This is a genomic window from Cytobacillus pseudoceanisediminis (assembly GCF_023516215.1).
In the GTDB taxonomy this organism is placed as follows: Bacteria; Bacillota; Bacilli; order Bacillales; family Cytobacillaceae; genus Cytobacillus; species Cytobacillus pseudoceanisediminis.
Genome location: NZ_CP097349.1, coordinates 2,632,108 through 2,657,733, shown reverse-complemented (window position 1 = coordinate 2,657,733; position 25,626 = coordinate 2,632,108). Strand labels below are relative to the sequence as shown.

19 protein-coding genes and 4 pseudogenes are annotated in these 25,626 nt (G+C 40.9%); 20 read left to right on the top strand and 3 right to left on the bottom strand.

The features are described 5' to 3' along the window. Nucleotides 1-9 precede the first annotated feature (9 nt). The 8 genes and pseudogenes from M5V91_RS14210 to argF all read left to right on the top strand — a co-directional run bounded on the left by M5V91_RS14210 (nucleotide 10) and on the right by argF (nucleotide 10,366). Nucleotides 10-729: a YwiC-like family protein gene (locus M5V91_RS14210; RefSeq protein ID WP_192908353.1), complete on the top strand. Its 720-nt coding sequence runs from the start codon at nucleotides 10-12 to the stop codon at nucleotides 727-729. A 196-nt stretch (nucleotides 730-925) separates the two neighbouring features. Beyond that, nucleotides 926-1,957 (top strand): N-acetyl-gamma-glutamyl-phosphate reductase, encoded by a 1,032-nt coding sequence (argC, locus tag M5V91_RS14205; RefSeq protein ID WP_192908354.1) that lies wholly within the window; start codon nucleotides 926-928, stop codon nucleotides 1,955-1,957. A gap of 13 nt (nucleotides 1,958-1,970) precedes the next feature. Then, a complete protein-coding gene (argJ, locus tag M5V91_RS14200) occupies nucleotides 1,971-3,200 on the top strand; it encodes a bifunctional ornithine acetyltransferase/N-acetylglutamate synthase (protein WP_071157539.1) in 1,230 nt (409 codons plus the stop codon). Nucleotides 3,201-3,212: 12 nt separating this feature from the next. Next, the gene (gene argB, locus M5V91_RS14195; protein WP_192908356.1) at nucleotides 3,213-3,986 is read left to right on the top strand and encodes an acetylglutamate kinase; all 774 of its coding nucleotides are present in this window, start codon (nucleotides 3,213-3,215) and stop codon (nucleotides 3,984-3,986) included. Continuing rightward, nucleotides 3,983-5,138 (top strand): annotated as a pseudogene (gene argD / locus M5V91_RS14190) (acetylornithine transaminase). The gene argB and the pseudogene argD overlap by 4 nt, the downstream one beginning before the upstream one ends. A 77-nt stretch (nucleotides 5,139-5,215) precedes the next feature. Then, nucleotides 5,216-6,295 (top strand): carbamoyl phosphate synthase small subunit, encoded by a 1,080-nt coding sequence (locus M5V91_RS14185; RefSeq protein ID WP_192908357.1) that lies wholly within the window; start codon nucleotides 5,216-5,218, stop codon nucleotides 6,293-6,295. Further along, a complete protein-coding gene (gene carB, locus M5V91_RS14180; protein WP_192908358.1) occupies nucleotides 6,288-9,413 on the top strand; it encodes a carbamoyl-phosphate synthase (glutamine-hydrolyzing) large subunit in 3,126 nt (1,041 codons plus the stop codon). Before M5V91_RS14185 ends, carB begins: the two co-directional genes overlap by 8 nt. Continuing rightward, the gene (argF, locus tag M5V91_RS14175) at nucleotides 9,410-10,366 is read left to right on the top strand and encodes an ornithine carbamoyltransferase (RefSeq protein WP_192908359.1); all 957 of its coding nucleotides are present in this window, start codon (nucleotides 9,410-9,412) and stop codon (nucleotides 10,364-10,366) included. Before carB ends, argF begins: the two co-directional genes overlap by 4 nt. Nucleotides 10,367-10,402: 36 nt before the next feature. On the opposite strand, the gene M5V91_RS14170 is transcribed toward argF, so the two are convergent. Continuing rightward, nucleotides 10,403-11,215, bottom strand: a complete 813-nt coding sequence (locus tag M5V91_RS14170) for an undecaprenyl-diphosphate phosphatase (protein WP_372675459.1) — start codon at nucleotides 11,213-11,215, stop codon at nucleotides 10,403-10,405. A gap of 171 nt (nucleotides 11,216-11,386) precedes the next feature. On the opposite strand from M5V91_RS14170, the gene M5V91_RS14165 reads away from it, so the two are divergent. Both M5V91_RS14165 and clpB read left to right on the top strand, forming a co-directional pair. Then, nucleotides 11,387-11,566 (top strand): YjzC family protein, encoded by a 180-nt coding sequence (locus M5V91_RS14165; RefSeq protein ID WP_009331234.1) that lies wholly within the window; start codon nucleotides 11,387-11,389, stop codon nucleotides 11,564-11,566. Nucleotides 11,567-11,731: 165 nt separating this feature from the next. After that, nucleotides 11,732-14,328 (top strand): annotated as a pseudogene (gene clpB / locus M5V91_RS14160) (ATP-dependent chaperone ClpB). A 69-nt stretch (nucleotides 14,329-14,397) separates the two neighbouring features. Here clpB and M5V91_RS14155 read toward each other — a convergent pair. Further along, nucleotides 14,398-14,589: a DUF2929 family protein gene (locus tag M5V91_RS14155; RefSeq protein ID WP_009331232.1), complete on the bottom strand. Its 192-nt coding sequence runs from the start codon at nucleotides 14,587-14,589 to the stop codon at nucleotides 14,398-14,400. A gap of 214 nt (nucleotides 14,590-14,803) precedes the next feature. Between M5V91_RS14155 and M5V91_RS14150 the strand changes: the two genes are divergently transcribed. The 5 genes from M5V91_RS14150 (at nucleotide 14,804) to M5V91_RS14130 (ending at nucleotide 19,688) form a co-directional block, all read left to right on the top strand. Then, nucleotides 14,804-15,541, top strand: a complete 738-nt coding sequence (locus tag M5V91_RS14150) for a serine aminopeptidase domain-containing protein (protein ID WP_009331231.1) — start codon at nucleotides 14,804-14,806, stop codon at nucleotides 15,539-15,541. An 81-nt stretch (nucleotides 15,542-15,622) separates the two neighbouring features. Further along, nucleotides 15,623-16,456 carry a hypothetical protein gene (locus M5V91_RS14145; RefSeq protein ID WP_071157531.1) on the top strand — a complete coding sequence of 278 codons (834 nt, stop codon included), beginning with the start codon at nucleotides 15,623-15,625 and terminating at the stop codon, nucleotides 16,454-16,456. A gap of 117 nt (nucleotides 16,457-16,573) precedes the next feature. Then, on the top strand, nucleotides 16,574-17,533 hold the full coding sequence (locus M5V91_RS14140) for a BMP family ABC transporter substrate-binding protein (protein WP_071157530.1): 960 nt from the start codon (nucleotides 16,574-16,576) through the stop codon (nucleotides 17,531-17,533). Nucleotides 17,534-17,559: 26 nt separating this feature from the next. Continuing rightward, the gene (locus M5V91_RS14135; protein WP_009331228.1) at nucleotides 17,560-17,754 is read left to right on the top strand and encodes a ComZ family protein; all 195 of its coding nucleotides are present in this window, start codon (nucleotides 17,560-17,562) and stop codon (nucleotides 17,752-17,754) included. 932 nt (nucleotides 17,755-18,686) lie between these two features. Next, nucleotides 18,687-19,688 (top strand): nuclease-related domain-containing protein, encoded by a 1,002-nt coding sequence (locus tag M5V91_RS14130; RefSeq protein WP_232292456.1) that lies wholly within the window; start codon nucleotides 18,687-18,689, stop codon nucleotides 19,686-19,688. A 10-nt stretch (nucleotides 19,689-19,698) separates the two neighbouring features. On the opposite strand, the gene M5V91_RS14125 is transcribed toward M5V91_RS14130, so the two are convergent. After that, entirely contained in the window at nucleotides 19,699-20,082 is a 384-nt protein-coding gene (locus M5V91_RS14125) for a hypothetical protein (protein WP_009331226.1), read from the bottom strand. Between the two features lie 215 nt (nucleotides 20,083-20,297). On the opposite strand from M5V91_RS14125, the gene M5V91_RS14120 reads away from it, so the two are divergent. The 5 genes and pseudogenes from M5V91_RS14120 (at nucleotide 20,298) to M5V91_RS14100 (ending at nucleotide 25,623) form a co-directional block, all read left to right on the top strand. Continuing rightward, entirely contained in the window at nucleotides 20,298-21,230 is a 933-nt protein-coding gene (locus M5V91_RS14120; protein ID WP_009331225.1) for a beta-ketoacyl-ACP synthase III, read from the top strand. Nucleotides 21,231-21,278: 48 nt separating this feature from the next. Further along, nucleotides 21,279-22,516 (top strand): annotated as a pseudogene (gene fabF / locus M5V91_RS14115) (beta-ketoacyl-ACP synthase II). Between the two features lie 242 nt (nucleotides 22,517-22,758). Next, on the top strand, nucleotides 22,759-23,475 hold the full coding sequence (locus tag M5V91_RS14110; protein WP_369425968.1) for a DUF2268 domain-containing putative Zn-dependent protease: 717 nt from the start codon (nucleotides 22,759-22,761) through the stop codon (nucleotides 23,473-23,475). 107 nt (nucleotides 23,476-23,582) lie between these two features. Then, nucleotides 23,583-24,607, top strand: a pseudogene (locus M5V91_RS14105) (ABC transporter ATP-binding protein). After that, nucleotides 24,604-25,623 carry an ABC transporter ATP-binding protein gene (locus tag M5V91_RS14100; RefSeq protein ID WP_009331221.1) on the top strand — a complete coding sequence of 340 codons (1,020 nt, stop codon included), beginning with the start codon at nucleotides 24,604-24,606 and terminating at the stop codon, nucleotides 25,621-25,623. The pseudogene M5V91_RS14105 and the gene M5V91_RS14100 overlap by 4 nt, the downstream one beginning before the upstream one ends. Nucleotides 25,624-25,626 lie beyond the last annotated feature (3 nt).

Sequence of the window (25,626 nt, the reverse complement as noted above, 5' to 3'; positions counted from 1 at the left end):
GTATTATGGATGAAGTTATTTATGCCAAAACAGCATGGAGCCTGGGCAATGCTGATCCTGCCATTTTGGCTCGGGGCGGCGGCATCTGATATTATTTGGTCTCATATCCCGTTTTTTTTAGGATGGATATTATTATATCTGGCTACTTATCCTGGCCTTCTTCTATTTAAAAGAAAAAGGATGGCTTTTTATGCAAAGTGGGCTATTATTTATTTGGTTCCGGCTATTTTACTGCTATTATTCCCTTTACTGGCAAGGCCGTCGATTATCATATTTGGACTTCTTATGATTCCTTTTTTTATCATTAATGCACGCTATTCGTCTAATAACAGAGATAGGGCATTGGGTAACGACTTTAGTGCCATTAGTGCCTTTTCCATAGCAGGCCTTGCGAGCAGCTATTTGCCGCATGGGGAAATTACACCGCTGGCCTGGACAGTATTTGCAGCTTCCATTTCATTTTTTGCCGGAAGCACCTTCTATGTAAAATCAATGATCAGGGAAAAGAAAAACATTTCCTTCAAATGGATTTCGTGGATCTTTCATGCTGCGGTACCGATCCTCTGGCTGCTGGCAGGTGGATGGATTGTATCTGCAGCGTTTCTTCCCAGCCTTTTTCGGTCCATTACATTTTATGGGAAATCATTTACACCTAAAAAAATTGGGATATATGAAATTGCGAATGCAGCCATATTCTTTTTCATGTTATTACTTGCCATTCATAATTAAAGACCGGCCTGACCAGGCCGGTTTTTTAATTTATCCAGAAATAGCTGTGCTGAGTATAAATAAATATTAGAAATCTTTAAAACTTCAGTAAAATAGGTTGCAATTTTTTCTTTCAGTTTCTATAATAAGAGAAACATAAATTCATAAATATGTATATAAATGATTAAATATACAATTAAGTGTGGAAGGAGCAATTATGAACGTTTCAATCATCGGAACAACCGGATATGGGGGTGCGGAATTGCTCCGTATCCTTAAACAGCATCCAGAATTTAATATTAAATCGATTCATTCAACGAAAGAAGATCTGCCCATTTGGAATGAATATCCCCATCTATATGAAATCATTGACAAGAACTTACAGGGGATTGATCCAGCTCAAATAGCAGACCAGTCTGATATTGTTTTTCTGGCAACACCATCTGGAGTATCAGGGAAACTTGCTGAAAATTTTTCAGGCAAGAATATAAAGGTAATTGACCTTTCCGGTGATCTTCGAATCCCAGCTCAAGCCTATCTGGAGTGGTATAAACACACTCCTGCTAACGAATCTCTGGTAGAAAAAGCAGTATATGGGCTTCCTGAGTGGCATCATGACGAAATAGCTTCCGCAGAAATCATATCTAATCCTGGGTGCTATCCAACAGCTGCTCTGTTAAGTCTTGCACCAGTTGTAAAAGAAAATTTAATAAAGCCCGATAGCATTGTGGTCGATGCAAAGTCCGGTGTGTCAGGGGCAGGAAGGGCGCTTTCAAGATCAACAAGCTATGCAGAAGCTAATGAAAACCTGCGTGTTTATAAGGTAAACCAGCACCAGCATACACCTGAGATCGAACAGCAGCTGATGAAATGGAATTCCGCTCTAAAGCCGATTACATTCACGACCCATCTTCTTCCTATCACAAGAGGCATTATGACAACCAGCTATGTTCAGCTGACAAAAGAATACACTTCTTCTCAAATTCTTGAACTTTATCAATCAGTTTATGAAAAACAGCCGTTTATTCGAATTCGTCCTGAAAATTCTTTCCCTTCCGTAAAAGAGGTGGCAGGCTCTAATTTTTGCGATATAGGTGTTCATGTGGATTCCAGAACGGGCAGACTGACAATAGTTTCAGTGATTGATAATTTAATGAAGGGAGCAGCCGGGCAGGCTGTACAAAATGCCAATATTATGAGCAAATTGGATGAAAAAGCAGGTCTCGGATTTGTACCGCTCTATCCATAAGGAGGAAAGATAAATGCAATTAGTATCTCAAACTGAAGTAACCGAACTGCCGACAGGAAGCATCATAACACCGAAAGGCTTTACCGCAGCTGGCGTCCATGCAGGGCTGCGCTATTCAAAAAAGGACCTGGGAATTATATTAAGCGATACTCCTGCACAATGTGCAGCTGTCTATACAACAAGCCATTTTCAGGCTGCCCCTTTAAAAGTTACTCAGGAAAGCATTGCAGCAGAAGGCCTCATTCAGGCTGTTATAGTAAATAGTGCATGTGCCAATGCCTGTACAGGGGACCAGGGGCTAAAGGATGCTTATCAAATGAGAAAATCAGCTGCAGATAAATTCAATTTAAAGGAACAGCATGTGGCGGTTGCCTCTACTGGTGTCATTGGAGAATATATGCAGATGGATAAGATAGAAGAGGGCATTAAGATGCTGAAGCCAGGCAATGAGGCATTACACTCAGAGGATTTTCAAACAGCTATATTAACAACGGATTTAGTGATGAAGAAGTGCTGCTATTCGGCAGTAATCGATGGGAAAACCGTTACAATGGGCGGCTCGGCAAAGGGGTCTGGAATGATTCATCCCAATATGGCAACCATGCTTGCGTTTATCACAACAGATGCAAATATAGACTGCGGAGATTTGCAATTTGCATTGAAACAGGTTACCGATCGAACATTCAATCAGATAACCGTTGATGGAGATACCTCAACAAATGATATGGTATTGGTCATGGCCAATGGAACCAGCGGTATAAATAAACTTTCGCCGAACCATCCAGATTGGGATGTATTTATACAGATGCTTTCTCAAACGAGTGAAAGTCTTGCCAAACAGATTGCAAAAGATGGTGAGGGAGCAACAAAGCTGATAGAAGTGGAGGTATCAGGGACAAAGTCGGATGACGATGCCAGAATGATTGCTAAACAGATTGTCGGCTCGAACCTTGTTAAGACTGCTATATATGGAGCGGATGCCAATTGGGGCAGAATTATCGGGGCAATCGGACAGAGCCAGCCAGCTATTGATCCGTCTTCGGTAGATATCGCAATCGGACCTATAGTCATGCTGAAAAATAGTGTTCCACTGGCATTTTCTGAAGAAGAAGCAAAAGAGTACTTATCAAATGCCGCCATTCAGATTACTGTGAATCTTCACCAGGGAGCAGGCAAAGGGAAGGCCTGGGGATGTGACTTATCCTATGATTATGTCAAAATCAATGCAAGCTATCGTACCTGAGGGGGATGCCATTTGAAAAGTATTGTCATTAAGTGCGGAGGCAGTGTAATGGAAGAGCTGGGAGATGCTTTCTTTGATAGTCTTTTAGAGTTGAAGAAGGAAGAATACCAGATTGTTTTTGTTCACGGTGGAGGGCCGGCAATTAACAGCATGCTGGAACTTTTTAATATCCCTCATGAATTTGTCAATGGGCTAAGAAAAACGACTCCGGAAGTTCTGGAGGTAGCAGAGATGGTCTTGTCAGGACAATCCAACCGCAAGCTTACCTCAATGATCGAACTGCATGGATTGAGAGGGTTTGGCGTAAATGGCAGTGATGCGGGGTTGCTAAAGGCAGAATTTATCAATCAGGATGAGCTTGGACTGGTTGGTGAAATAACGGCAGTTAATCAGTCGGTACTGGAAATGTTATTTAATGAAGACCTGGTCCCTGTCATTACTCCTATTGCAGCTGCAGAAGGCGGGATGAAATTGAATATCAATGCCGACTATGCGGCGGCAGCCGTTGCCAATGCCATTAAAGCTGAACATTGCATCTTTGTAACGGATGTAAAGGGAATATCCATTGACGGCAACCTCTCTCCTCAGCTTGACGCGGATGAAATTGAACAGCATATTAACGATAAAAAAATTACAGGCGGAATGATTCCAAAGGTTACCTCTGCCTTGAACCTAATCAGCAAAGGGCTAAATAGCGTAATGATTGTATCAGGAAAAGAAAAGTTTTATGAGGAAGGCATATGGAACGGTACGAATATATCTGCCAAGAAGGAGGTCTTAACTTGAGTAATCTATTTCCAACGTATGCCCGGTGGGAAGTGGAGCCGGAAAAAGCAGAAGGAAGTTATCTTTTTGATAAAAATAAGAAGCGCTATTTGGACTTCACCTCAGGGATTGGAGTCTGCAATCTTGGTCACCGTCCAGCAGCTGTACAAAAATCAATCAATGAACAGCTGAATAAATTCTGGCATGTTTCCAATTTATATATACAGGATCAGCAGGAGGCTGCAGCAAAGACTCTCTCTGAAGCTGCGGGCATGGACCTTGTATTCTTTGCCAACAGCGGAGCAGAAGCAAATGAAGCAGCGATTAAGCTTGCAAGAAAAGCTTCGGGAAGGAAAAAATCATTACTTTTCAGCAATCATTCCACGGGAGAACCTTTGCCACAATGGCTGCAACGGGCCAGGAAAAAATTAAAAAAGGCTATGGTTCCATGCTTGAGACTTTTAAGTATGTTCCTTTTAATGATATTAATGCATTGGAGGAAGAGATTGACGCGGAAACAGCGGCTGTAATGCTGGAAATTGTACAGGGTGAAGGCGGGATTCACATTGGGAATCAGGAGTTTCTTACAAAAACTGAGCAGCTTTGCAAAGAATATGGGGCGCTCCTGATTGTAGATGAAATTCAGACCGGCATTGGCAGAACGGGTAAAGCCTTTGGATTTCAGCATTTTGACCTTACGCCCGATATCGTAACCGCAGCTAAAGGCCTGGGAAGCGGATTGCCAATAGGCGCAGTGATTGGAAAAAAGCATTGGAAGAAGTATTTGGACCAGGAAGCCATGGATCAACATTCGGCGGGAACCCGATCAGCATTGCAGCAGCTATTGCTACAATGAAGACAATATTTGATGATGATTTTTTACAAGGCGTTCAGGATAAGAGTGCATATCTTGCTGACAAATTGGCTGAATCGCTTGAACAGATTGAAGCTGTTAAGGAGATTCGCTATCTTGGTTTAATGGTCGGTATTGAATTAGATATCCCCCTTCCATCTTTGTTAAAGGAATTAAGAGCCAATTGCTTGCTTGCATTGCCTGCTGGGGAAAATGTTTTGCGGCTGCTGCCTCCGCTGACAGCATCAAAATCTGAAATAGATGAAGCGGTGCAAATTCTGCAATCCACACTAAAGGAATTTTCAAAATCAGCTGTTTAAGCTGTATTATTTTTCAAGTGTATGAATAAAAATTAACTAGGTTATATAAATATACAGATAGCTTTGGGGTGTTGATAATGGAAGGATACCTTCATTTAAATAGCGGCCATTCCTATAAAGGCCAATGGCTGACGGATCAGCCTGAAAAGGATGTAGAAGGGGAAATCGTTTTTTTTACAGGAATGACAGGCTACCAGGAAGTATTGACAGATCCCTCTTATAAGGACCAAATTATTGTGTTTACCTATCCTTTAATCGGAAATTACGGAATAAATGAGTCTGATTTTGAGAGTAAGAAACCTCATGTGGCAGGGGTTATTGTTTATGAAGGAAGCAGAAATCCTTCGCATTACAAATCGGCTTATTCGCTTCAGGAATACCTTCAGAAATGGAATATTCCATTATTAGGGCATATGGATACCCGATCAATTGTAAAGAAAATCCGTTCAGAAGGAAGCATGCCGGCAAAAATGTCTTCTTCGGAAACTGCCCCCGGCGGATTGCTGCTTCGAAAGGATAAAAAAGTTTGCAAAGTATCTTCGCAAACAATGGAGTGCTGTGGAGAGGGAAGCATTCATATAGTTGTCATCGATTTTGGCGCTAAAAAATCAATTGTGGATTCATTGCTGAAAAGAGCGTGCAAGGTTACATCTGTTCCTTACAATACAAGCTTTGAACAGATTAAAAAACTAAATCCAGACGGTGTAGTGCTTTCAAACGGGCCTGGAGATCCTAAAGAATTAAAAAGCATCCTTCCGGAATTAAAAAAGGTGCTGGAGCAGTATCCGGCATTGGGAATTTGTCTTGGCCACCAACTGGCTGCTTTAGCATTTGGCGGCAACACAAAAAAACTGTCCTTCGGCCATAGGGGTGCCAACCACCCGATTGCGGACATGAAGAAGGGCACAGTATTTATGTCATCACAAAATCATAGCTATGTGGTTGATGAAGAAAGCATAAAAGATACCGGGTTTAAAACCCGCTATGTAAACCTGCATGACCAGTCAATTGAGGGACTAATGCATAAGGTCCTGCCAATCCATACGGTCCAATTCCATCCGGAAGCCCATCCGGGACCTGCGGATGGTGATTATATTTTTGATGAGTTTATGAACATGATTCAAGAGGAGAATAGGAGAGTTTTCGCTTATGCCTAAAGACACCAGCATCCAATCCATATTAGTAATCGGCTCCGGCCCGATTGTCATCGGGCAGGCAGCAGAATTTGACTACGCAGGAACACAGGCCTGCGCAGCATTAAAGGAAGAAGGCTATAAGGTTATCCTTGTTAATAACAATCCGGCTACCATTATGTCTGACAAAGCTTTTGCAGACAAAGTCTACTTTGAGCCGATGACAGCTGACAGCCTTGAGAAGATTATAAAGATAGAACGTCCCGATGGCCTGCTTGCCACACTGGGAGGCCAGACAGGTTTAAATCTTGCTTTTAAACTGAGTGAATCAGGTGTGCTTGAACATTATGGAGTGAAGCTTTTGGGCAGCAGCATTGAATCCATTAAGAAAGGCGAAGACCGGGAAGCTTTTCGTAAGCTGATGAACGAGCTTAACGAACCTGTTCCCGAAAGCATCATTGTCCATGAAGTAAATGAAGCCATCCAATTTGCCCGCGAAATTGGATTTCCTATTATCGTCCGTCCAGCTTATACTCTTGGCGGAACAGGAGGAGGTATAGCAGGAGATTTTGATGAACTGACATCTTTGGTGCAGGGCGGTTTAAAAGAGAGTGCGATCAGCCAATGCCTGGTTGAAAAAAGCATAGCAGGATTTAAGGAAGTAGAATACGAGGTCATGCGGGATTCACAGAATACGTGCATCACTATATGCAATATGGAAAACATTGATCCTGTAGGAGTTCATACCGGTGACTCAATTGTTGTCGCACCTTCACAAACCTTAACAGATGATGAGTATCAGATGCTGAGAACAGCTTCTATCAAGATCATATCCGAGCTTGGCATTATTGGAGGGTGCAACATTCAGTTTGCCCTTGATCCTCATAGCAAGAATTATTACCTAATTGAAGTCAATCCTCGAGTCAGCAGGTCATCTGCCCTTGCTTCCAAAGCAACAGGCTATCCAATTGCCAGAATGGCTGCAAAGCTTGCCGTCGGGTATACCTTATCGGAAATTATCAACCCTGTAACAGGAGATACTTTTGCAAGCTTTGAACCAGCCCTGGATTATGTCATCGTTAAGTTTCCAAAATGGCCATTTGATAAATTTCCTTCTGCGGACCGCAAACTCGGAACGCAGATGAAAGCAACCGGAGAAGTAATGGGGATTGACCGGAATCTCGAACGGGCTCTCTTAAAGGCAATCCATTCACTTGAAGTGAAGGTGAATGATTTGAAATCACCTGGCTTATCAGCTAAATCGGTTACCTCACTTGAGGAACTGCTGTTAAAGCAGACTGATGAAAGATTCTTTACCGTAATTGAATTACTCCGGAGAAATTACTCATTGCAAGCTTTACACTCTATCACAAAAATTGATTATTTCTATCTCAATATACTCAATGAAATGGTAAAGCTGGAAAGGCAAATCTCTGCTTTAACACTTGATGAAGCAACAAAAGAAGAGCTGCAGCTATTTAAGGAAAAGGGCTTTAGTGATAAGTTTCTTGCATTGGAATGGAAAGTTTCGGAAAAAGCAGTCAGGGACAAACGCAAAAAGGCTGGCATTCTGCCTGCCTATAAAATGGTTGACACATGCGCAGCTGAATTTGAAGCACAATCTAATTATTATTACTCCAGTTATTTTGGCGAAAATGAACAAGTAAAGAGTGATAAGAGGAAAGTCCTGATTATTGGAAGCGGCCCCATCAGAATTGGCCAGGGCATTGAATTTGATTATTGCTCCGTTCAGGGAGTATTTGCTCTGAGGGATGAAGGCGTTGAGACAATCATGATCAATAATAACCCTGAAACGGTAAGTACGGATTATACAACCGCTGACAGGCTTTATTTTGAACCGCTAATTCTTGAGGATATCTTAAATGTTATTGAAGCAGAAGGGATTTCAGAAGTCATTGTGCAGCTTGGCGGGCAGACAGCTCTGAATCTGGCATCCGCACTTGAAAGTTATGGTGTTACCCTGCTTGGAACTGACTCAAATACCATAGATGCATTAGAGGACCGGAAGCTATTTTATCAGCTGCTGGATGATTTGAATATTCCGCGGATAAAAGGTGATGTTGTCCACTCAGAAGAAGAGCTAAAAGAAGCAGCCGAAAACATTGGATTCCCGATTCTTGTCCGCCCATCCTATGTTATAGGAGGGAGAGGGATGGAACGTATTTCTTCATCATCTGAGCTGGAGGGTTATTTAGCGAAAGGTGATGTCCCTTATCCGATTTTAATTGATCAATTCGTGCATGCTTCAGAAGCTGAGCTTGATCTGGCAGCAGACGGAAATCATATCTGTGCACCTGCAATTATGGAGCATATTGAAAAAACGGGTGTTCACTCTGGCGACAGCATGTCCGTTCTCCCGCCGCAAAATCTTTCAGAAAATGTCCAGAATAAAATGCTAGCCTTTGCAAAAGCCATTGTGCAAAAGCTCCGGTATAAAGGACTCATGAATATTCAGTATATCGTTAACGGCGAAGAAGTATTTATTCTTGAAATAAACCCTCGTGCAAGCAGAACTGTACCAATTATCAGCAAGGTAACAGGCGTACAGCTAGTGGGGATTGCGACAAAAATATTGCTTGGGAAATATAGTTTGTCGAAAGATGAAATTCCGGATGCTGCAAAACTCCCATTTGTATGTGTGAAATTCCCGGTTTTCTCTAATTATGCTTTAAAGGGATTGGACAGCAAAGTAGGTCCTGAAATGAAATCAACAGGAGAGGCCATTTCACTCGCACCAAATTTTGAGGCGGCAATCAGAAAGTCTTTCCATGCTGGTTTAAATGATGCTAAAGGCAAATGTGTCGTAATTGCAAACTCTCCAGAAACAGAAGAACTAACTCATTATATTAATAAGGCTAAAGTAGTACCTGTTTTTCTGACTCAAGGCAATATGGATTGGAATGTCCAGGAAACCTTCGCCTTATATAATCCTGGCATAAGTGAAGAAGATAAGAGAATGAGAGAAATGGGAACCAAAAACAGAATTTTGACTTTCAGTGAAAAAGAAACGCTTATTGCATTATTAAAATCAATGTCTGCAGGCGATTGGGATGTTAAATCCATTGAAGATTGGCAGGGCATTAAAAATAATACTGGAGAAAAGGAAGTGGGCGTCTTATGATTTCAATTCAGGCTGCGGATAAGGGTATAAATATAAAAGGAAAAGATTTTCTAACACTTGCAGACTTTTCATCAGAGGAAATTAAGGGGCTGCTGGAAAAAGCAAAGCAATTAAAAGAAGCTCATCTGCAGGGTGCAGAAACTCCCATCCTAAAAGGCAAAATTCTTGGCATGATTTTTGAAAAGTCATCTACACGCACAAGAGTTTCCTTTGAAGCAGGTATGCTGCAGCTTGGGGGCCATGCCTTATATTTAAACAGCCAGGACCTGCAGCTTGGAAGAGGAGAAAGCATTGCGGATACAGCTAAAGTGCTTTCACAGTATGTTGATGCGATTATGATCCGCACATTCTCCCATGCAAAGATCCAGGAACTGGCTCATCATGCGGACATTCCGGTCATTAACGGCTTGACCGATCTTTATCATCCGTGCCAGGCTCTTGCCGATCTCCTTACAATTGAAGAGAAAAATGGGGAGTTAAAAGGCCAAAACCTGGTATATGTAGGCGATGGCAATAATGTGGCCCATTCTTTAATGATTGCTTCTGCCAAGATGGGGGTAAATATCACGATTGCCTGTCCTATAGGGTATGAGCCAGATAATTTTGTTCTCCAGCAATCACAAGAGTTTGCCGAACAAAGCGGTTCAAAGGTAAAGATAACATCTAACCCTGAAGAAGCGGTTGCTAATGCCGATGCCATCTATACAGATGTCTGGACGAGCATGGGACAGGAAGATGAGAATGAACAGAGGCTGAAAGACTTTGCTGATTATCAGGTTAATGAATATCTTGTCCAAAAAGCCAAAAAAGATTACGTCTTTTTGCATTGCCTGCCTGCCCATCGCGGTGAGGAAGTTACAGTGGAGGTCATTGATGGAAATAATTCCGCTGTCTTTCAGCAGGCTGGGAACAGGCTTCATGTTCAAAAAGCCATTCTTTCAGAGATATTATAATGAAAAAGCCTTCTCAGCACAGAGAAGGCTTTTTCATTAAGATAGGAAATAAACCAGCGGTCCAACAATAAAACAATAAATCGCAAAATACTTCAGGTTTCCTTTAGCCATAATATTCATAAACCATTTTAAAGAGAAGTAAGATGCAACTAGTGAAGCAACAAAGGCAATTGTATAGGGAATCGCATATTCAGATAAATTGGGATCCGTAAAAATGTCATTAAAACCAAGAATCATTCCGCCGGCGCTTACCGGGATATATAAAAGGAAAGAGAACCTTAGAGCTGTTTCCTGTTTCATCCCCAGCCCCATTGCCGCTACAATAGTGGCACCGGAACGGCTGATTCCCGGTATCAGGGCAACTGCCTGTGCAAGTCCTACAATAATTGCATCCTTATAAGATAATTCAGCATCATTTTTCCGTCCGCGTAAATTGCGGATCAGCCACAGTGCAAGTCCTGTCACGATAAGAGTAATCCCAACTGTTTTTATATTTGCAAGGTGCATATCGATAAAATCCTCGAGCAAAATGCCGATGACACCTGCAGGAATGGTTCCAATAATCAAGTAAATGATAAATCGAAAGTCTGATTCCGCCTGTTTATCTTTGGTTGTAATGTATGCAAGGCCGTTTCGGATGAGTCTCATAATATCTTCCCTGTATATAAGCAGCACAGCTAATAATGAGGCTGTATTTACAAGGAGGGCAAAGCTAAGGCCTTTGATGTCAAGCCCGAAAAAATGCTGGGCAATCTCCAGATGCCCGCTCGATGAAATGGGAATAGGCTCTGTAAATCCCTGAAATAATCCCAAAAACAAGTATTTAAGCAATGTTAGAAAATCAGTCACAAGTAAATCCTCCATAATCAAATCTCATACCACCCATTTAACTATAAAAAAGGCATCAGAGTAAAGTGATATCCTTTTCATTGCTTTTGTGCGATGCCAATAGTTTCCCTCATGAGAGATGCAAGAGTGGAAATAATAATAAGTGATTTACGATTAAAGGAGGTATTCAGCATGGGGCAAAACAGACAATTCAAGCCTGGCCAGAAAGCGCCTAATAATGGAATTTATATAGAAATTGGCGAAACGGGAAGTAACGTCAATAATCCTCAAATGCTTAAAATGAGAGCTGGGGATCAATTTCCGGAAACATCCAATCATAACCGGCTTTGGACGTATAAAAGAAAGCCTTGATTTTGATTAATGATAAAGAAGATGGGGAAATAGTATAAACAAAGTAGCCATCCCAATTGCGGATGGCTTTTTAGACTGAGAATAAACTGCTGGAAACTTTACATATGAAAAGATTGGATTATAATAAAATTAAAGGTCAAAAAAGGTCAAATAGGAGGTTGCACAGTGGATTTAAATCGGATGACAGAGCGGCTTCAGGAAGGGTTATTAAATGCACAGTCCATAGCAATACGCGAGCAGCATCAGGAAGTGGATGAAGCACATTTATTCCTGGCTTTAACGGGACAGGAAAACAGCCTGATATCATTATTACTGTCAAAAATGCAGATTCCGGCTAATTCTTTTAATAATAAAATGAAGGAAGCACTGAGGAAAAAACCGCAGGTGTCCGGTTCAGGAATGGATCAAGGAAAATTGTATATATCCGGTAAACTGCAGCGGCTGCTGGCGGAAGCAGAAAATTATATGAAGATCTATCAGGATGAATTCATGTCAGTTGAGCATGTTTTCATGGCTGCTGCAGCAGCGGAAACCGAAACGGCAGCAGTTTTAAAGGCTTACGGAATCAATAAAGAAAAAGTGGAGCAGGCGATTAAGGAGATTAGGGGGAATCAGAGGGTGACATCGCAAAATCCGGAATCAACATATGAGGCTTTAAAAAAATATGGAAGAGATCTTGTTGCAGAGGTGAAACAGGGGAAAGTTGATCCTGTAATTGGCCGGGATAGTGAAATCAGGCATGTCATTCGCATCCTTTCAAGGAAAACCAAAAATAATCCAGTTTTAATAGGCGAACCTGGGGTAGGAAAGACAGCTATTGTCGAAGGATTGGCACAAAGAATAGTACGTAAAGATGTGCCTGAGGGCCTTAAGGATAAAACCATTTTTGCCCTTGATATGAGCGCTTTAATTGCTGGAGCCAAATTCCGGGGGAATTCGAGGAAAGACTGAAAGCTGTATTAAATGAGGTTAAGAAAAGCGAAGGCAGAATTCTTCTTTTTATTGATGAACTTCATACCATTGTTGGAGCGGGCAAGACAGAAGGAGCAATGGATGCAGGGAATATGCTGAAGCCTATGCTTGCAAGAGGTGAATTGCACTGTATAGGAGCTACCACTCTTGAGGAACACCGCAAATATATCGAAAAGGATCCAGCCCTGGAACGGCGTTTTCAGCAGGTATTAGTGCAGGAGCCGGATGTAGAGGATACAATCTCAATTCTCAGAGGGCTGAAGGAGCGCTTTGAAATCCATCATGGAGTCAATATCCACGATCGGGCTATAGTGGCTGCCGCAACCTTGTCAGACAGATATATTACTGACCGGTTCCTTCCTGATAAAGCGATTGACCTGGTTGACGAAGCTTGTGCCATGATCAGGACGGAAATCGATTCAATGCCATCGGAGTTGGATGAAGTTACAAGAAGAGTCATGCAGCTTGAGATAGAAGAAGCAGCTTTACGAAAAGAGAGTGATGAAGGAAGCAAGCAGAGGCTTGCAGACCTGCAAAAGGAACTGGCTGAATTAAAAGACCAGGCTAACAGCATGAAAGCAAAATGGCAGCTTGAAAAAGAAGGAATCCAGAAAGTTCAGGAAAAACGGGAGCAGCTTGAGAAAATACGCCGTGAACTGGAAGAAGCAGAAAATAATTATGACTTGAATAAAGCTGCAGAACTGCGCCATGGAAGAATCCCTTCTTTGGAAAGGGAGTTGAAAGATCTTGAAAGTGCTGTTAACGAGAATCAAGGGGAAAGGCTGCTGAGAGAGGAAGTAACAGAAGAAGAAATTGCCGGCATTGTGGCAAGGTGGACAGGTATTCCAGTAGTTAAACTTGTTGAAGGAGAACGCGAAAAGCTGCTTCGTCTTGAAAGCATTCTTCACGAAAGAGTGATTGGCCAGGATGAAGCTGTCCAGCTTGTGTCAGATGCTGTCCTTAGGGCAAGGGCAGGAATTAAAGATCCTAACCGCCCTATTGGCTCCTTCATCTTCCTGGGCCCTACTGGGGTAGGAAAGACAGAATTGGCAAAGGCACTTGCACAGTCACTATTCGATAGTGAAGAACAAATAATCCGAATTGATATGTCCGAATATATGGAAAAACATGCTGTATCAAGATTGATTGGTGCTCCTCCGGGGTATGTAGGATATGAGGAAGGCGGTCAGCTGACAGAAGCTGTCAGAAGGAAGCCATACTCAGTAATCCTGCTTGATGAAATTGAAAAAGCCCATCCTGAAGTATTCAATATCCTTCTGCAGATGCTTGATGATGGAAGAATCACTGACTCACAGGGCCGTACGGTTGATTTTAAAAATACGGTTATCATTATGACTTCCAATATCGGCTCCCATTTTCTTTTGGAACGTTCTTCTGGTGAAGAAGATATATCTGAAGAAACAAGAGAAACTGTCCTTGGACAGCTGCGGAGCCATTTCCGTCCAGAGTTTCTGAACAGAGTGGACGAAATTATTCTGTTTAAGCCTTTGGTTCTTAATGAAATAAAGAGTATCGTTTTAAAATTAATTACTCAGCTTCAAGCAAGATTATCCGATCAGCATATTAAGTTGAGTATAAATGATAATGCCAAAGAATATATTGCAGAAAACGGATTTGATCCCGTCTATGGAGCCAGGCCGCTCAAGCGCTTTATCCAAAGGAACGTTGAAACAGCACTCGCCCGCAAAATAATCGCAGGTGAAATTAAGGATTACAGTGAAGTTGTCATATCCGCAGATAACGGCAAAATGGAACTGCTGGTAAAATAGGGAACAAATGAAAAGAATCATCCTGAATCAATCAGGATGACTCTTTTCATTTCCTGCATAAGCAGCAGATTAATGAAGTCCTTCTTTCTCAACAGGACCTTCAGGAATGATGGAAGCGACAACAAAAATTAAAACACTTGTCCCAACCGCCAGAATGGAGCCGGTTACAAAATCGTATGGCGCTCCTAGCATTGAAGAAACTACGTACGTTAACATTTGAACAAGAAGGAAAGTCCAGAAGAATGTCCAAAAGAATCTCATCTATTTCACCTCTAACATAATTAATCCCTTTTCATATTAGCATAAGCTATTAAAGAAATAAATTTATTTTTACATCCTATACATGTACTTTTCAACTCTCTGATTGGATACAGCCTGCTTCATATTGAACTTGTCTAAAACTAGGCAAATCCCCCATTCATTTTAATTTTACTCACATACATTATTATGAACAAACTTGCAAAGGAGTTTTACTATGGAAAGCCGGAACTTCCAGCTGGATACAGAATGGTGCATGATTCATTACCCAGATAAACCTAGTGGTTTCGGTATCCTGATTATTGGGGATGATCGGCACTTTGTTGACAGAAACTGCAGTTTTTGGACTCAAAATGAAGGGAAATATTCATTAATTAAGAAGCTCAGGGAAGATGGCTATACGATTTTTTATTCAAATCTTTACGGGAGGCACTGGGGGAACGACCAGGCTGTTGATAAGGCTAAATGCTTGTATGAACATATTCTGCGAACGGAAATTATTAACGAAAAGATCCATATTATTGCTGAGGGCATGGGAGCATTGGTAGCCCTTAGATTATTGCATGAAATGAGCGATTTAATCCGTTCAGCTGTATTAATCAATCCCATCCTTTCACTAAAGCACCATCTCGAGCAGGAAAAAGAGCATAAGTTTTTTTACAAGAAACTATTAAAAGAACTGGCAGTTTCATATGAAATAGAATCGGATAAAATAGCGGATCTGCTCAGCAGGCATGAAAAAAACCTTACAACGGGCCTTAAAGTGCCAGTCAGAATCATTCAGGTACTGGCGGGCGGAAGAGCTTACAAGCAATCAGATTATTTAAAGAAACGATCAATACAATGGGAAAATGAAAATAGCCCTATCTCTGTGTTTTATACCCTTCCAGATAAAAAACAGCGAATGTCTTCTCAAATGACTAACTTCTTTAGAAAATATGAAAAAGTTCTATAAAAACAGCTGCCATTCCGCAAAGAAATAAAGACAATCCCTGAAGCATAGTATACATTAATATGCTTCTAAGGAGGACTGAAAATGGACAGGGCAGTAATAGTAGGGACGTTTGAATTTATAGGATTCAGTCTGTGCAAGCACCTGCTTGAACAGGGCTGTGAGATAGATGGAATTCATTATAATAAGGAAAAAGAAGATGCTTTAATCAACGAAAAACGCCTGGCAATCGGACGGAATGCCAACTTCTATGAAAAAAACTATTCATCATGGATTAATTCTAAAAGAGAAATAGTAAAAAATGATGTAATTTTTATAGATATATACGATTTATATATAAAGAATGAGCTTGCCTCTTTAAGGGAGAAGGAGCTTATTGAGGAATTTCTTATAAAAAATTTGGATGAATTCAAGGACCTGCAAGTGAAAATTGCATTCCTTCTCCCTATTCAGTGGCTTAAAGACATCAGCAGAACACACAGCCGCTTGGAAGATGCTATTGACATCCTTAGAGAAAACAATATTTCAGTTTCATGCTTTTACCTGCCTGTTATATACGGTCCCTGGCAGCCAAAGGAATTTAGTTTTCACCAGGCTCTTGCTAATATAAAACGAGTAAAGATAAATGAAAGGGAATGGATACATGACGCTATTTTCATTGAGGATCTTATCTGTTTCTTATCGAATTGTTCAGATAAGCTTTTAGGAGAATCCTGCCTTTTAATGAGCAGCGTCACTGGGCATTGGCAAAAATGTGCAGATTACCTTTCACTTGACTATAATAATAATTGGGACAGTCCCGATCTGGCAAAAGGAAAAGTAATTGAAAAAGCGATTGTGTGTTCCGTGAAATACTCCGAAGGTCTTGAGAAGCAAAGAAGCCATATTCTTTCTATAGAGATCCCGGATGGTTTGTAAACTAGAAAAAAACTTTTCAATTAACATACAGACAAGGTAGAATTGAATTAGTCTGGTAAAATAAACCGGTCATACCATTAGTATGAAGTGAAAGACAGAGAGGCGGAGAAAGAGGAGATGCATAAGACATTAGTGAAATTCGGGATCCTTCTTTTGTGCCTTCTTTTATTGGCCTCCTGCGGACAATCGATGTCTACAGGAAAACTTGAAAAAGCTGGATTATTAGTGCCCGATACCGTCAATGATCAGGTATGGGGGACGAAAGGCTATAAAGGCATGTTAAAGATTCAATCCCATTATAATGTGGAGGTTTATTATAAAGAGGGCATGAATTCTGAGATGGTTGTTGAAAGAGCTGTTAAAGAGTTTGATCAAAAAGGTGTAAACCTGATTTTTGGACATGGCAATGAATACGCGGCATACTTTAATAACATTTCAAAAAAATACCCTGACATTCATTTTGTCAGCTTTAATGGCGATGCCAAAAATGACAACACCACCAGCTTGAATTTTGAAGCCTATGCAATGGGATTCTTTGGCGGCATGGTTGCTGGCCATATGACGAAAACCAATAACATAGGAATACTCGCAGCTTTTGAATGGCAGCCGGAGGTAGAAGGTTTTTATCAAGGTGTAAGCGAAATTGATGAAGGTATAAACGTGCAAATCCAATATGTCGGCAACTGGGACAATGATAATAAAGCCATAGCTCTCTTGGACAAAATGATTGCCAATAAGACAGATGTTGTCTATCCAGCTGGAGATGGGTATAATGTTCCTGTCATCGAGAAACTAAAAGAGGAAGGGCTCTACGCCATCGGCTATATTTCCGACCAGGCTGATCTGGGTGAATCAGTCGTCCTGACCAGTACGGTTCAGCATGTCGATGTTTTGTATGAACTAGTGGCAAAAAAATTCAACGAAGGCGAATTGGAATCAGGAAATCTAACCTTTGATTTCGAGGATGAAGTTATTTCACTTGGGAAATTCAGCCCTGACGTCGACGAAGAATTCAAAAAAGAACTAAACGCTGCCATTGAGAATTACAAAAAAACAGGCAAACTGCCCAACGAGTAATTTTTATACATAGGAGGTACTACATGATGCAGCTAAACGAAAAAAATATGGAATTCATGCAAATCGCCATGAAATACCTGCCAGAAGCCAAACAGCAGCTTGACGAAGCAGGCATTGAACTATCCATGGAAATGATCCAGCCATTCATGAACCTATTCACCAAAGTCATGAACGAAGCCTACGAAATGGGTAAAGCGGATGCTTTGAAAGAGAGTGAGTGAACCAGCCTTTAGGCTGGTTTTTTGTTTGGGATCTTATCTCTGCGGGATTTTAATGATTGTAAAAATGACACCAAGAGGTTAGCTGAGGGAGCAAATGACTAATATAATGGCGCAATAAAGATGAAGAACAGCGCAAATAAAGTAATTAAGGCCGCAATCAGGTTTTGAGAGCACAATTAAGCCAGAGGAAACGCAAATATCATAGAAGATGGAGCAAAGGAGTAAATGAACAGCGCAATTAAAGTAAATTACGCCGCAATTAGGTCCCGAGGGCGCAAAAAAGTAAGAGGAAGACGCAAATGACTTAAATAACGGAGCAATAAAGAAAAAGAACAGCGCAATTAAAGTAAATTACGCCGCAATTAGGTCCCGAGGGCGCAAAAAGTAAGAGGAAGACGCAAATGACTTAAATAACGGAGCAATAAAGAAAAAGAACAGCACAATTAAAGTAAATTACGCTGCAATTAGGTCCCGAGGGCGCAAAAAAGTAAGAGGAAGATGCAAATGACTTAAATAACGGAGCAATAAAGAAAAAGAACAGCGCAATTAAAGTAAATTACGCCGCAATTAGGTCCCGAGGGCGCAAAAAAGTAAGAGGAAGACGCAAATGACTTATATAACGGCGCAATAAAGAAAAAGAACAGCGCAATTAAAGTAAATTACGCCGCAATTAGGTCCCGAGGGCGCAAAAAAGTAAGAGGAAGACGCAAATGACTTATATAACGGAGCAATAAAGAAAAAGAACAGCGCAATTAAAGTAAATTACGCTGCAATTAGGTCCCGAGGGCGCATATAAACAAGAGGAAGACGCAAAAAACCTAAATAATGATAAAAGTATTTGCGCAAATCAATAGAATAACGAAGCAATTAGATTTCGAGAGACAAAAATATTACATAACATTCAAAAATCAAAAAGGGAATTTACTTATCTATTGCGAATTTTAACTGAGAAAACTAAAGGAGGTAATGTAATGATAATGAAGCCAAGAACTATTCCAAGAAGAATTCTGCAAAATGAAGCATTATTGCGGAGACTGCCCGAATTTCATCGTAAGAGGCATGAAATTGAAAAAGATAACCGAAATCGAATTAGTGGATATAAAGGAGAAAGGCAGCTTGATTACTTTTTAGGTTTTCTTCCAAATGAATTTAAAGTATATAATGATCTCCGTTTTAAAAACCACACTGCCTTTCAAATCGATACCCTTCTAATAACTCCCTTTTTTACAGCTATTATTGAAGTGAAGAATTATACCGGTACTTTGTACTTTGAACCTCTTTCTGATCAAGTGATTCAAAAACACGCTGAAAAAGAACTGGTTATCCCTAATCCTATTTCACAGGTAAAGCGGCAAGCAGCACAGTTCATAGATTGGATGCAAAATGAAAAACTGCCAGTCGTACCTATTGAACATTTTGTAGTAATGGCTAATCCATTAACCTATATAAAAACCGAGAAGGAAAATAGAGATATTTTAAACACAGTAATCCATGCCGAGAAAATAATAGACAGGCTGCTGGAAGCCAAAAATCACTATCAAAAACAATTACTTTACCCCCATCAGATAAAAGAAATTAATAAAAAACTTCTTTTAAAACATACCCCATCCAATAAGAAAATTCTCGAAATATATGGAATAGCGGAGAAAGAATTAATTCGAGGGGTTCAGTGTAACTCTTGCAACTCCTTTAATATTATAAGGAGAAATCGGAAGTGGCATTGCTCTATATGTCAAAATATATCCAACACTGCTCATCGACAAGCTATCTATGACTATTTCCTTCTTATTAACGATCAAATATCGAATACGGATTGCCGCGAGTTCCTCAATATTAAATCCAGGCACATGACCTATAAATTTTTATCTTCAATGAATCTCAAAAACAAAGGTGTCACAAAGTCCAGGGTTTATATAGAAAATAATCCAGAATAGCCCCCTGCCCCTACTTCTTCAAAAACATCTCCAGCAAAGGCCCTGCTTTTTTCAGCAATGGCTTTAACTGATGAGCAGAAGTCATGAGTGTATCAATGTTGCCCATTAGTTCCTCAAAGTTGATGTTATTCAGGATATTTTTTCCGTTTTCATTAGGGGGATCTTCCTTTTCATCGCTTTTTCTGCTTCTTCCGCCAAGCAGCCATTCATCGGCTTCATGTGCATTACTGCTCCTGTCCCCAAAAAGCCAGTCACCTTTTCCCTGAGCTTCTTCACTTTTTTCGAATTCTTTTTCAACTTCATCTGACTCATGTCTTCTTACTCTATCACCAAAAAGAAAATGGCTTAAAGGGTCTTCTGTATTTTTTTTGACTTTATCATCCTTATCAAACATATGTCATTCTCCTCCTTTCAGATGCCTATACAACAGCATATGAAGAAAAGTTAACTGGGTATAGACATTTGTGCAGTAATAAGTAAAGGACGGTAAAAAGTGTTGCGTTATTATATATACTTTTGATAAAATTAGTACCAAGTCATAATAATTGATAATAATATTAAAATAGAGAATGCTTATGGGTTTGTAAATATGAAAGGGAGTGGGACTCCATGAATGCTGGTATTATAGGAATCGGAAGATATCTTCCTGAAAAAGTGGTAACAAATGCAGATTTGGAGAAAATAGTTGATACTTCTGATGAATGGATTCGGACCAGGACTGGAATTGAGGAAAGAAGAATAGCGGACGATAGCATAGATACATCTGATATGGCCTATGAGTCAGCACTTAAAGCCTTGGAAAATGCAGGCATTGAAGCAGAGGATTTAGATCTTATTTTAGTTGCAACGGTTACACCGGATCATCCATTTCCATCTGTTGCATGCATGCTTCAGGAACGATTAAAAGCAAGCAAGGCGGCGGCAATGGATATTAGCGCTGCATGTGCAGGTTTTATGTATGGTATCATAACGGCAAAACAGTTTATTGAAACAGGGACATACAAACATGTATTAGTAGTAGGTGTTGAAAAGCTTTCAAAAGTTACAGACTGGAATGATCGTAATACAGCCGTATTATTTGGAGACGGAGCAGGTGCAGCTGTAATCGGGCCAGTCTCAGATGGCAGAGGAATATTATCCTTTGAATTAGGTGCAGATGGTACAGGAGCAAAACACCTATATCAGGATGAATATATCATTATGAATGGACGCGAAGTGTTCAAATTTGCGGTTCGCCAAATGGGTGAAAGCTGCATCAACGTACTTGATAAGGCTGGATTATCCAAAGAAGATGTAGATTTCCTAATTCCTCATCAGGCGAATATCCGCATTATGGAAGCTTCCCGCCAAAGATTGGAACTCCCGGTTGAGAAGATGTCGAAAACAGTGGATAAATACGGAAATACTTCTGCCTCATCTATTCCAATTGCATTGGTGGAAGAACTGGAAGCGGGTAAAATTAAAGATGATGATTTGCTCGTGATGGTCGGCTTCGGCGGAGGGCTAACTTGGGGAGCCATTGCGATGAGATGGGGAAGATAAGATACCTCATTTTAAATATGATGATAATTTAAAAGGAGCTGCATCAAAATGAATAAAAGAAGAGTTGTCGTTACAGGCATCGGAGCTGTAACACCGCTTGGAAATAATACAGAGACGACATGGAACAATATTAAATCAGGGGTTTCGGGTGTTGGTCCTCTGACTAGATTAAATGCAGATGAATATCCGGCTAAGGTAGCTGCTGAGGTAAAGGATTTCAATCCCGAAGAATATATTGACAAAAAAGATGCCAGAAAAATGGACCGCTTCACACACTATGCTGTTGCTTCAGCCTTTATGGCTGTAAAGGATGCGAACCTTCAGATCACAGATGAAAATGCGCATCGGATCGGTGTTTGGATTGGTTCAGGCATTGGCGGTATGGAAACTTTTGAAAATCAATATGAGACATTTATGAAACGCGGGTACAGAAGGGTGAGCCCCTTCTTCGTTCCAATGATGATTCCGGATATGGCAACGGGTCAGGTCTCCATTTACTTAGGGGCGAAAGGGTTTAACTCTTGCACTGTAACTGCATGTGCCACTGGTACAAACTCAATTGGCGATGCCTTTAAGGTTATTCAGCGCGGCGATGCCGATGCGATGATCTCCGGGGAGCAGAAGCGCCAATCACAAAAATGTCTGTGGCTGGATTTTGTGCCAACACTGCGCTTTCAACCAATCCAGATCCAAAAACAGCAAGCCGTCCATTTGATCAAAATCGTGATGGATTTGTTATTGGAGAAGGTGCAGGGATTGTCGTACTTGAAGAATTGGAGCATGCACTTGCCCGCGGCGCAAAAATTTATGCTGAAATCGTCGGTTATGGCGCTACCGGGGATGCTTATCATATCACTGCACCTGCTCCAGGCGGAGAAGGCGGAGCAAGAGCCATGAAAATGGCGATTGAAGACGGCGGCTTAAAGCCGGAAGATATTGATTATATTAATGCCCATGGTACAAGTACAGATTATAATGATAAATTTGAAACATTGGCAATAAAAGAGGTGTTCGGGGAGCATGCTTATAAATTGGCAGTAAGCTCGACTAAATCCATGACGGGACATCTTCTGGGAGCTGCAGGCGGAATTGAAGCCATTTTCACAGTTCTGGCTATGAAGGAAGGGATCCTGCCGCCGACCATTAATCTTGAAAACCCGGATCCTGAATGTGATCTGGATTATGTTCCAAATAAGGCAAGGGAAAAAGAAATAACAGCTGCAATGAGCAATTCCCTTGGCTTTGGCGGCCACAATGCAACCATCGTCTTTAAAAGATATGAATAAAAACTAAACCAGAGCCGATTCAATGGAAGATGAACCTCCTTTGAATCGGCTTTTTATTTTGAAGAACAAAATGCTGCCGCATACATAAAATTTATTAACTATCGAATAAATGGAGGTGGGAAAATGGGATAGTCAAAACAGATTTATGGCTCGAAGAAAGTTTTAATGAACCGCTTAAAATATGTGAAAAACTTACAGGACCCTTTAATGATCATAACCCCAAAAAAATATACGAATACTTAATGGATTTCGGCATGTATAAACCTGACCGGTTCAGCAGGAATGATTTTAAGGAATTAAAAGAAAAAGAAACATGGAATCTAGCAGAAAAAATATACTTAAAGTATAGGAAGAAGTGGGGCGGTCCTAATATTGATGTTTATATATTCCCGTCGGCAGGAGGAGGCCCTTTTTCGCGGCATTCCGGAAAATCGGGAGTTTCATTTGCGAATATGCTCTTTCTGTTTCTTCCTTCTGATATAGAAGAGGACGAAATAGAGGCTTTATTTGTGCATGAATATCACCATGCTTGCAGAATTAACTCACAGAAAAAAACGCTTGAAGAATTTACGCTGCTAGATTCCATCATATTGGAAGGGCTTGCCGAACATGCGGTAGAAATTCACTGTGGCAAGAAATTCAGAGGATCCTGGTGCAGCAGATACTCAAAAGATGAAATCAGGAATTTCTGGGATAAATTGATTAAAACTCATCTGAAATTAAAAAAGAATGAGAGGCTTCATCAGAAGATACTGTATGGTGAAAGACCCTACCCTCCATTAATTGGTTATGCTGCTGGCTACGAAATTGTAAGGGGATTTAGAGAGAAAAAAGTTTTTCTACAAAACTATCTTTTAGTGCGCCATCCGAATATTTTGTGGATCAAACTTTATATAAACTGGAGTCGTAATCGCTTTAAAGCCCTAAAATGTGGGCTTTTTTTTAGTGGAGAAAAATGAATCTTGACAAATTTTAAAAAAATCTTGCAATTGTAATAACTTTGTAATAATATTTTAGACAAATAGAATGAATTAACAGAATAATTCGAAAAGGTAAGAGGTGTCCTATGAGCGCAAATCCCCGTCAACATAAAGACGCACCATTACTAGAGGTGAAGAATTTAGAAACGGCTTTTTCCATAGATGGTACATACTATAATGCAGTTGATAATGTTTCTTTTAGAGTTAAGCCTAGACAAATAGTTGGAATCGTAGGAGAGTCGGGCTGCGGTAAATCTGTAATGAGCCTCTCTGTCATGAAGCTCCTGCCTAAAGGAATTGGCCAAATCCGAAATGGAGAAATCATCTTTGAGGGTATTCATTTGGAGAAGATGACAGATTCAGAGATTAATAAAATCAGGGGAAAAGACATCGCAATGATTTTCCAGGAGCCTATGACTTCTTTAAATCCTGTTTTTTCTATTGGGTTCCAGCTGCAGGAAGTATTATTCAATCATATGAAAATCTCCAAAAAGAAGCGCGGCTTAAGAGTATCGCACTTCTAAAAAGTGTGGGAATTTCAAGGCCTGAAAAAATTGTAGATGAATATCCGCATCAGCTTTCAGGAGGTATGAGGCAAAGGGTCATGATCGCCATCGCCATTGCCTGCCAGCCGAAGCTATTGATCGCCGATGAGCCGACAACTGCTCTGGATGTTACTGTACAAGCCCAAATTCTTGAGCTTTTAAAAGAAATCCAGGAAGTCAACGATATGTCCGTCATTCTGATTACTCATGACCTGGGTGTTGTGGCCGAGATGTGTGATGAGGTCATTGTTATGTATGCAGGAAAGATAGCAGAACGGACTGATGTAGATTCCTTATTTCACAATCCAAAACATCCTTATACTCAGCTCCTGATGGGAGCTATTCCGAAAATGGATGAAGAAGTGGAAAAGCTAAGCACAATAAAAGGAATTGTGCCTTCATTAAAAAATATGCCTAAAACAGGGTGCAAATTTGCGGCGCGCTGCCCTAAGGCAATGCCTGAATGCCTGACTGTTACACCTCGATTGGCAGAAAATGAAGCAGGACATGAGGTTGCCTGTCTGCTTTACGAGACAAGCCAGCCGAAACAAGAGGTGAACGCATGATGAGTACAGAGCATAATAACACAGCTGTTTTAAAAAAGGATAAAAGCAGCAATGAAGTGCTTTTAGAGGTTAAGAACTTAAAGACTTACTATCCAATAAAAGGCGGAATCCTTAGAAAGACTGTGGCGGTCGTTAAGGCTGTCGACGATATTTCCTTTGAAATTAAGAAAGGGGAGACGCTGGGGCTGGTGGGGGAATCAGGCTGCGGAAAATCAACCGCAGGCAGAACGATCCTCAGACTTCTAGAACCAACAGACGGACAAATCATATTTGACGGACAGGATATCACAAATGTAAGAGGAACCAGTCTAAGGAAAATCCGCCAGGACTTCCAGATGGTTTTCCAGGATCCTTATGCATCATTAAATCCCACGATGATGGTTGGGCATCTTGTGTCAGAGCCCATCAGGAACTATAACAGCAAATCCGAAAAAGAACTTAAGCCGGAAGTAATGGATCTTCTTGCGAAAGTTGGGCTGCCTGAAGATGCTTACTATAAATACCCGCATGAGTTTTCCGGCGGGCAAAGACAGCGTATCGGAATCGCAAGGGCACTGGCTTTAAGACCAAAGCTCATTATTGCGGATGAGCCTGTTTCCGCCCTGGATGTATCGGTCCAATCTCAGGTATTGAATCTGCTGAAAGAGCTTCAGGATGAATTTGATCTTACTTTCTTATTTATAGCCCACGATTTGAGTGTAGTTAAACATATGAGTGACCGGATTGGGGTTATGTATCTTGGTGGCCTTGTAGAAGTCGCTGAAAAGGACAGCCTCTATGCAGAGCCTTTGCATCCTTATACTCAAGCTCTAATCTCTGCGATCCCGGAACCGGATCCGCGCAAGAAAAAGGAAAGAATTATTTTAGAGGGGGATGTGCCAAGCCCGATTGATCCTCCAAAAGGATGTACCTTCCATCCGCGCTGCGCGCATGCAATGCCGGAGTGCCAAAGTGTAAAACCGCACTTAAAGGAGGTGAAGCCTGGGCATAGAGTCGCTTGTCACTTATATAAATAAGGC

What these genes read in the sequence shown, in the direction of transcription:
- M5V91_RS14210 (WP_192908353.1), top strand. Translation starts at nt 10, where the DNA reads ATGAAGTTATTTATGCCAAAACAGCATGGAGCCTGGGCAATGCTGATC.
- argC (WP_192908354.1), top strand. Translation starts at nt 926, where the DNA reads ATGAACGTTTCAATCATCGGAACAACCGGATATGGGGGTGCGGAATTG.
- argJ (WP_071157539.1), top strand. Translation starts at nt 1,971, where the DNA reads ATGCAATTAGTATCTCAAACTGAAGTAACCGAACTGCCGACAGGAAGC.
- M5V91_RS14185 (WP_192908357.1), top strand. Translation starts at nt 5,216, where the DNA reads ATGGAAGGATACCTTCATTTAAATAGCGGCCATTCCTATAAAGGCCAA.
- carB (WP_192908358.1), top strand. Translation starts at nt 6,288, where the DNA reads ATGCCTAAAGACACCAGCATCCAATCCATATTAGTAATCGGCTCCGGC.
- argF (WP_192908359.1), top strand. Translation starts at nt 9,410, where the DNA reads ATGATTTCAATTCAGGCTGCGGATAAGGGTATAAATATAAAAGGAAAA.
- M5V91_RS14165 (WP_009331234.1), top strand. Translation starts at nt 11,387, where the DNA reads ATGGGGCAAAACAGACAATTCAAGCCTGGCCAGAAAGCGCCTAATAAT.
- M5V91_RS14155 (WP_009331232.1), bottom strand. Translation starts at nt 14,589, where the DNA reads ATGAGATTCTTTTGGACATTCTTCTGGACTTTCCTTCTTGTTCAAATG.
- M5V91_RS14150 (WP_009331231.1), top strand. Translation starts at nt 14,804, where the DNA reads ATGGAAAGCCGGAACTTCCAGCTGGATACAGAATGGTGCATGATTCAT.
- M5V91_RS14145 (WP_071157531.1), top strand. Translation starts at nt 15,623, where the DNA reads ATGGACAGGGCAGTAATAGTAGGGACGTTTGAATTTATAGGATTCAGT.
- M5V91_RS14140 (WP_071157530.1), top strand. Translation starts at nt 16,574, where the DNA reads ATGCATAAGACATTAGTGAAATTCGGGATCCTTCTTTTGTGCCTTCTT.
- M5V91_RS14135 (WP_009331228.1), top strand. Translation starts at nt 17,560, where the DNA reads ATGCAGCTAAACGAAAAAAATATGGAATTCATGCAAATCGCCATGAAA.
- M5V91_RS14125 (WP_009331226.1), bottom strand. Translation starts at nt 20,082, where the DNA reads ATGTTTGATAAGGATGATAAAGTCAAAAAAAATACAGAAGACCCTTTA.
- M5V91_RS14120 (WP_009331225.1), top strand. Translation starts at nt 20,298, where the DNA reads ATGAATGCTGGTATTATAGGAATCGGAAGATATCTTCCTGAAAAAGTG.
- M5V91_RS14110 (WP_369425968.1), top strand. Translation starts at nt 22,759, where the DNA reads ATGGATTTCGGCATGTATAAACCTGACCGGTTCAGCAGGAATGATTTT.
- M5V91_RS14100 (WP_009331221.1), top strand. Translation starts at nt 24,604, where the DNA reads ATGATGAGTACAGAGCATAATAACACAGCTGTTTTAAAAAAGGATAAA.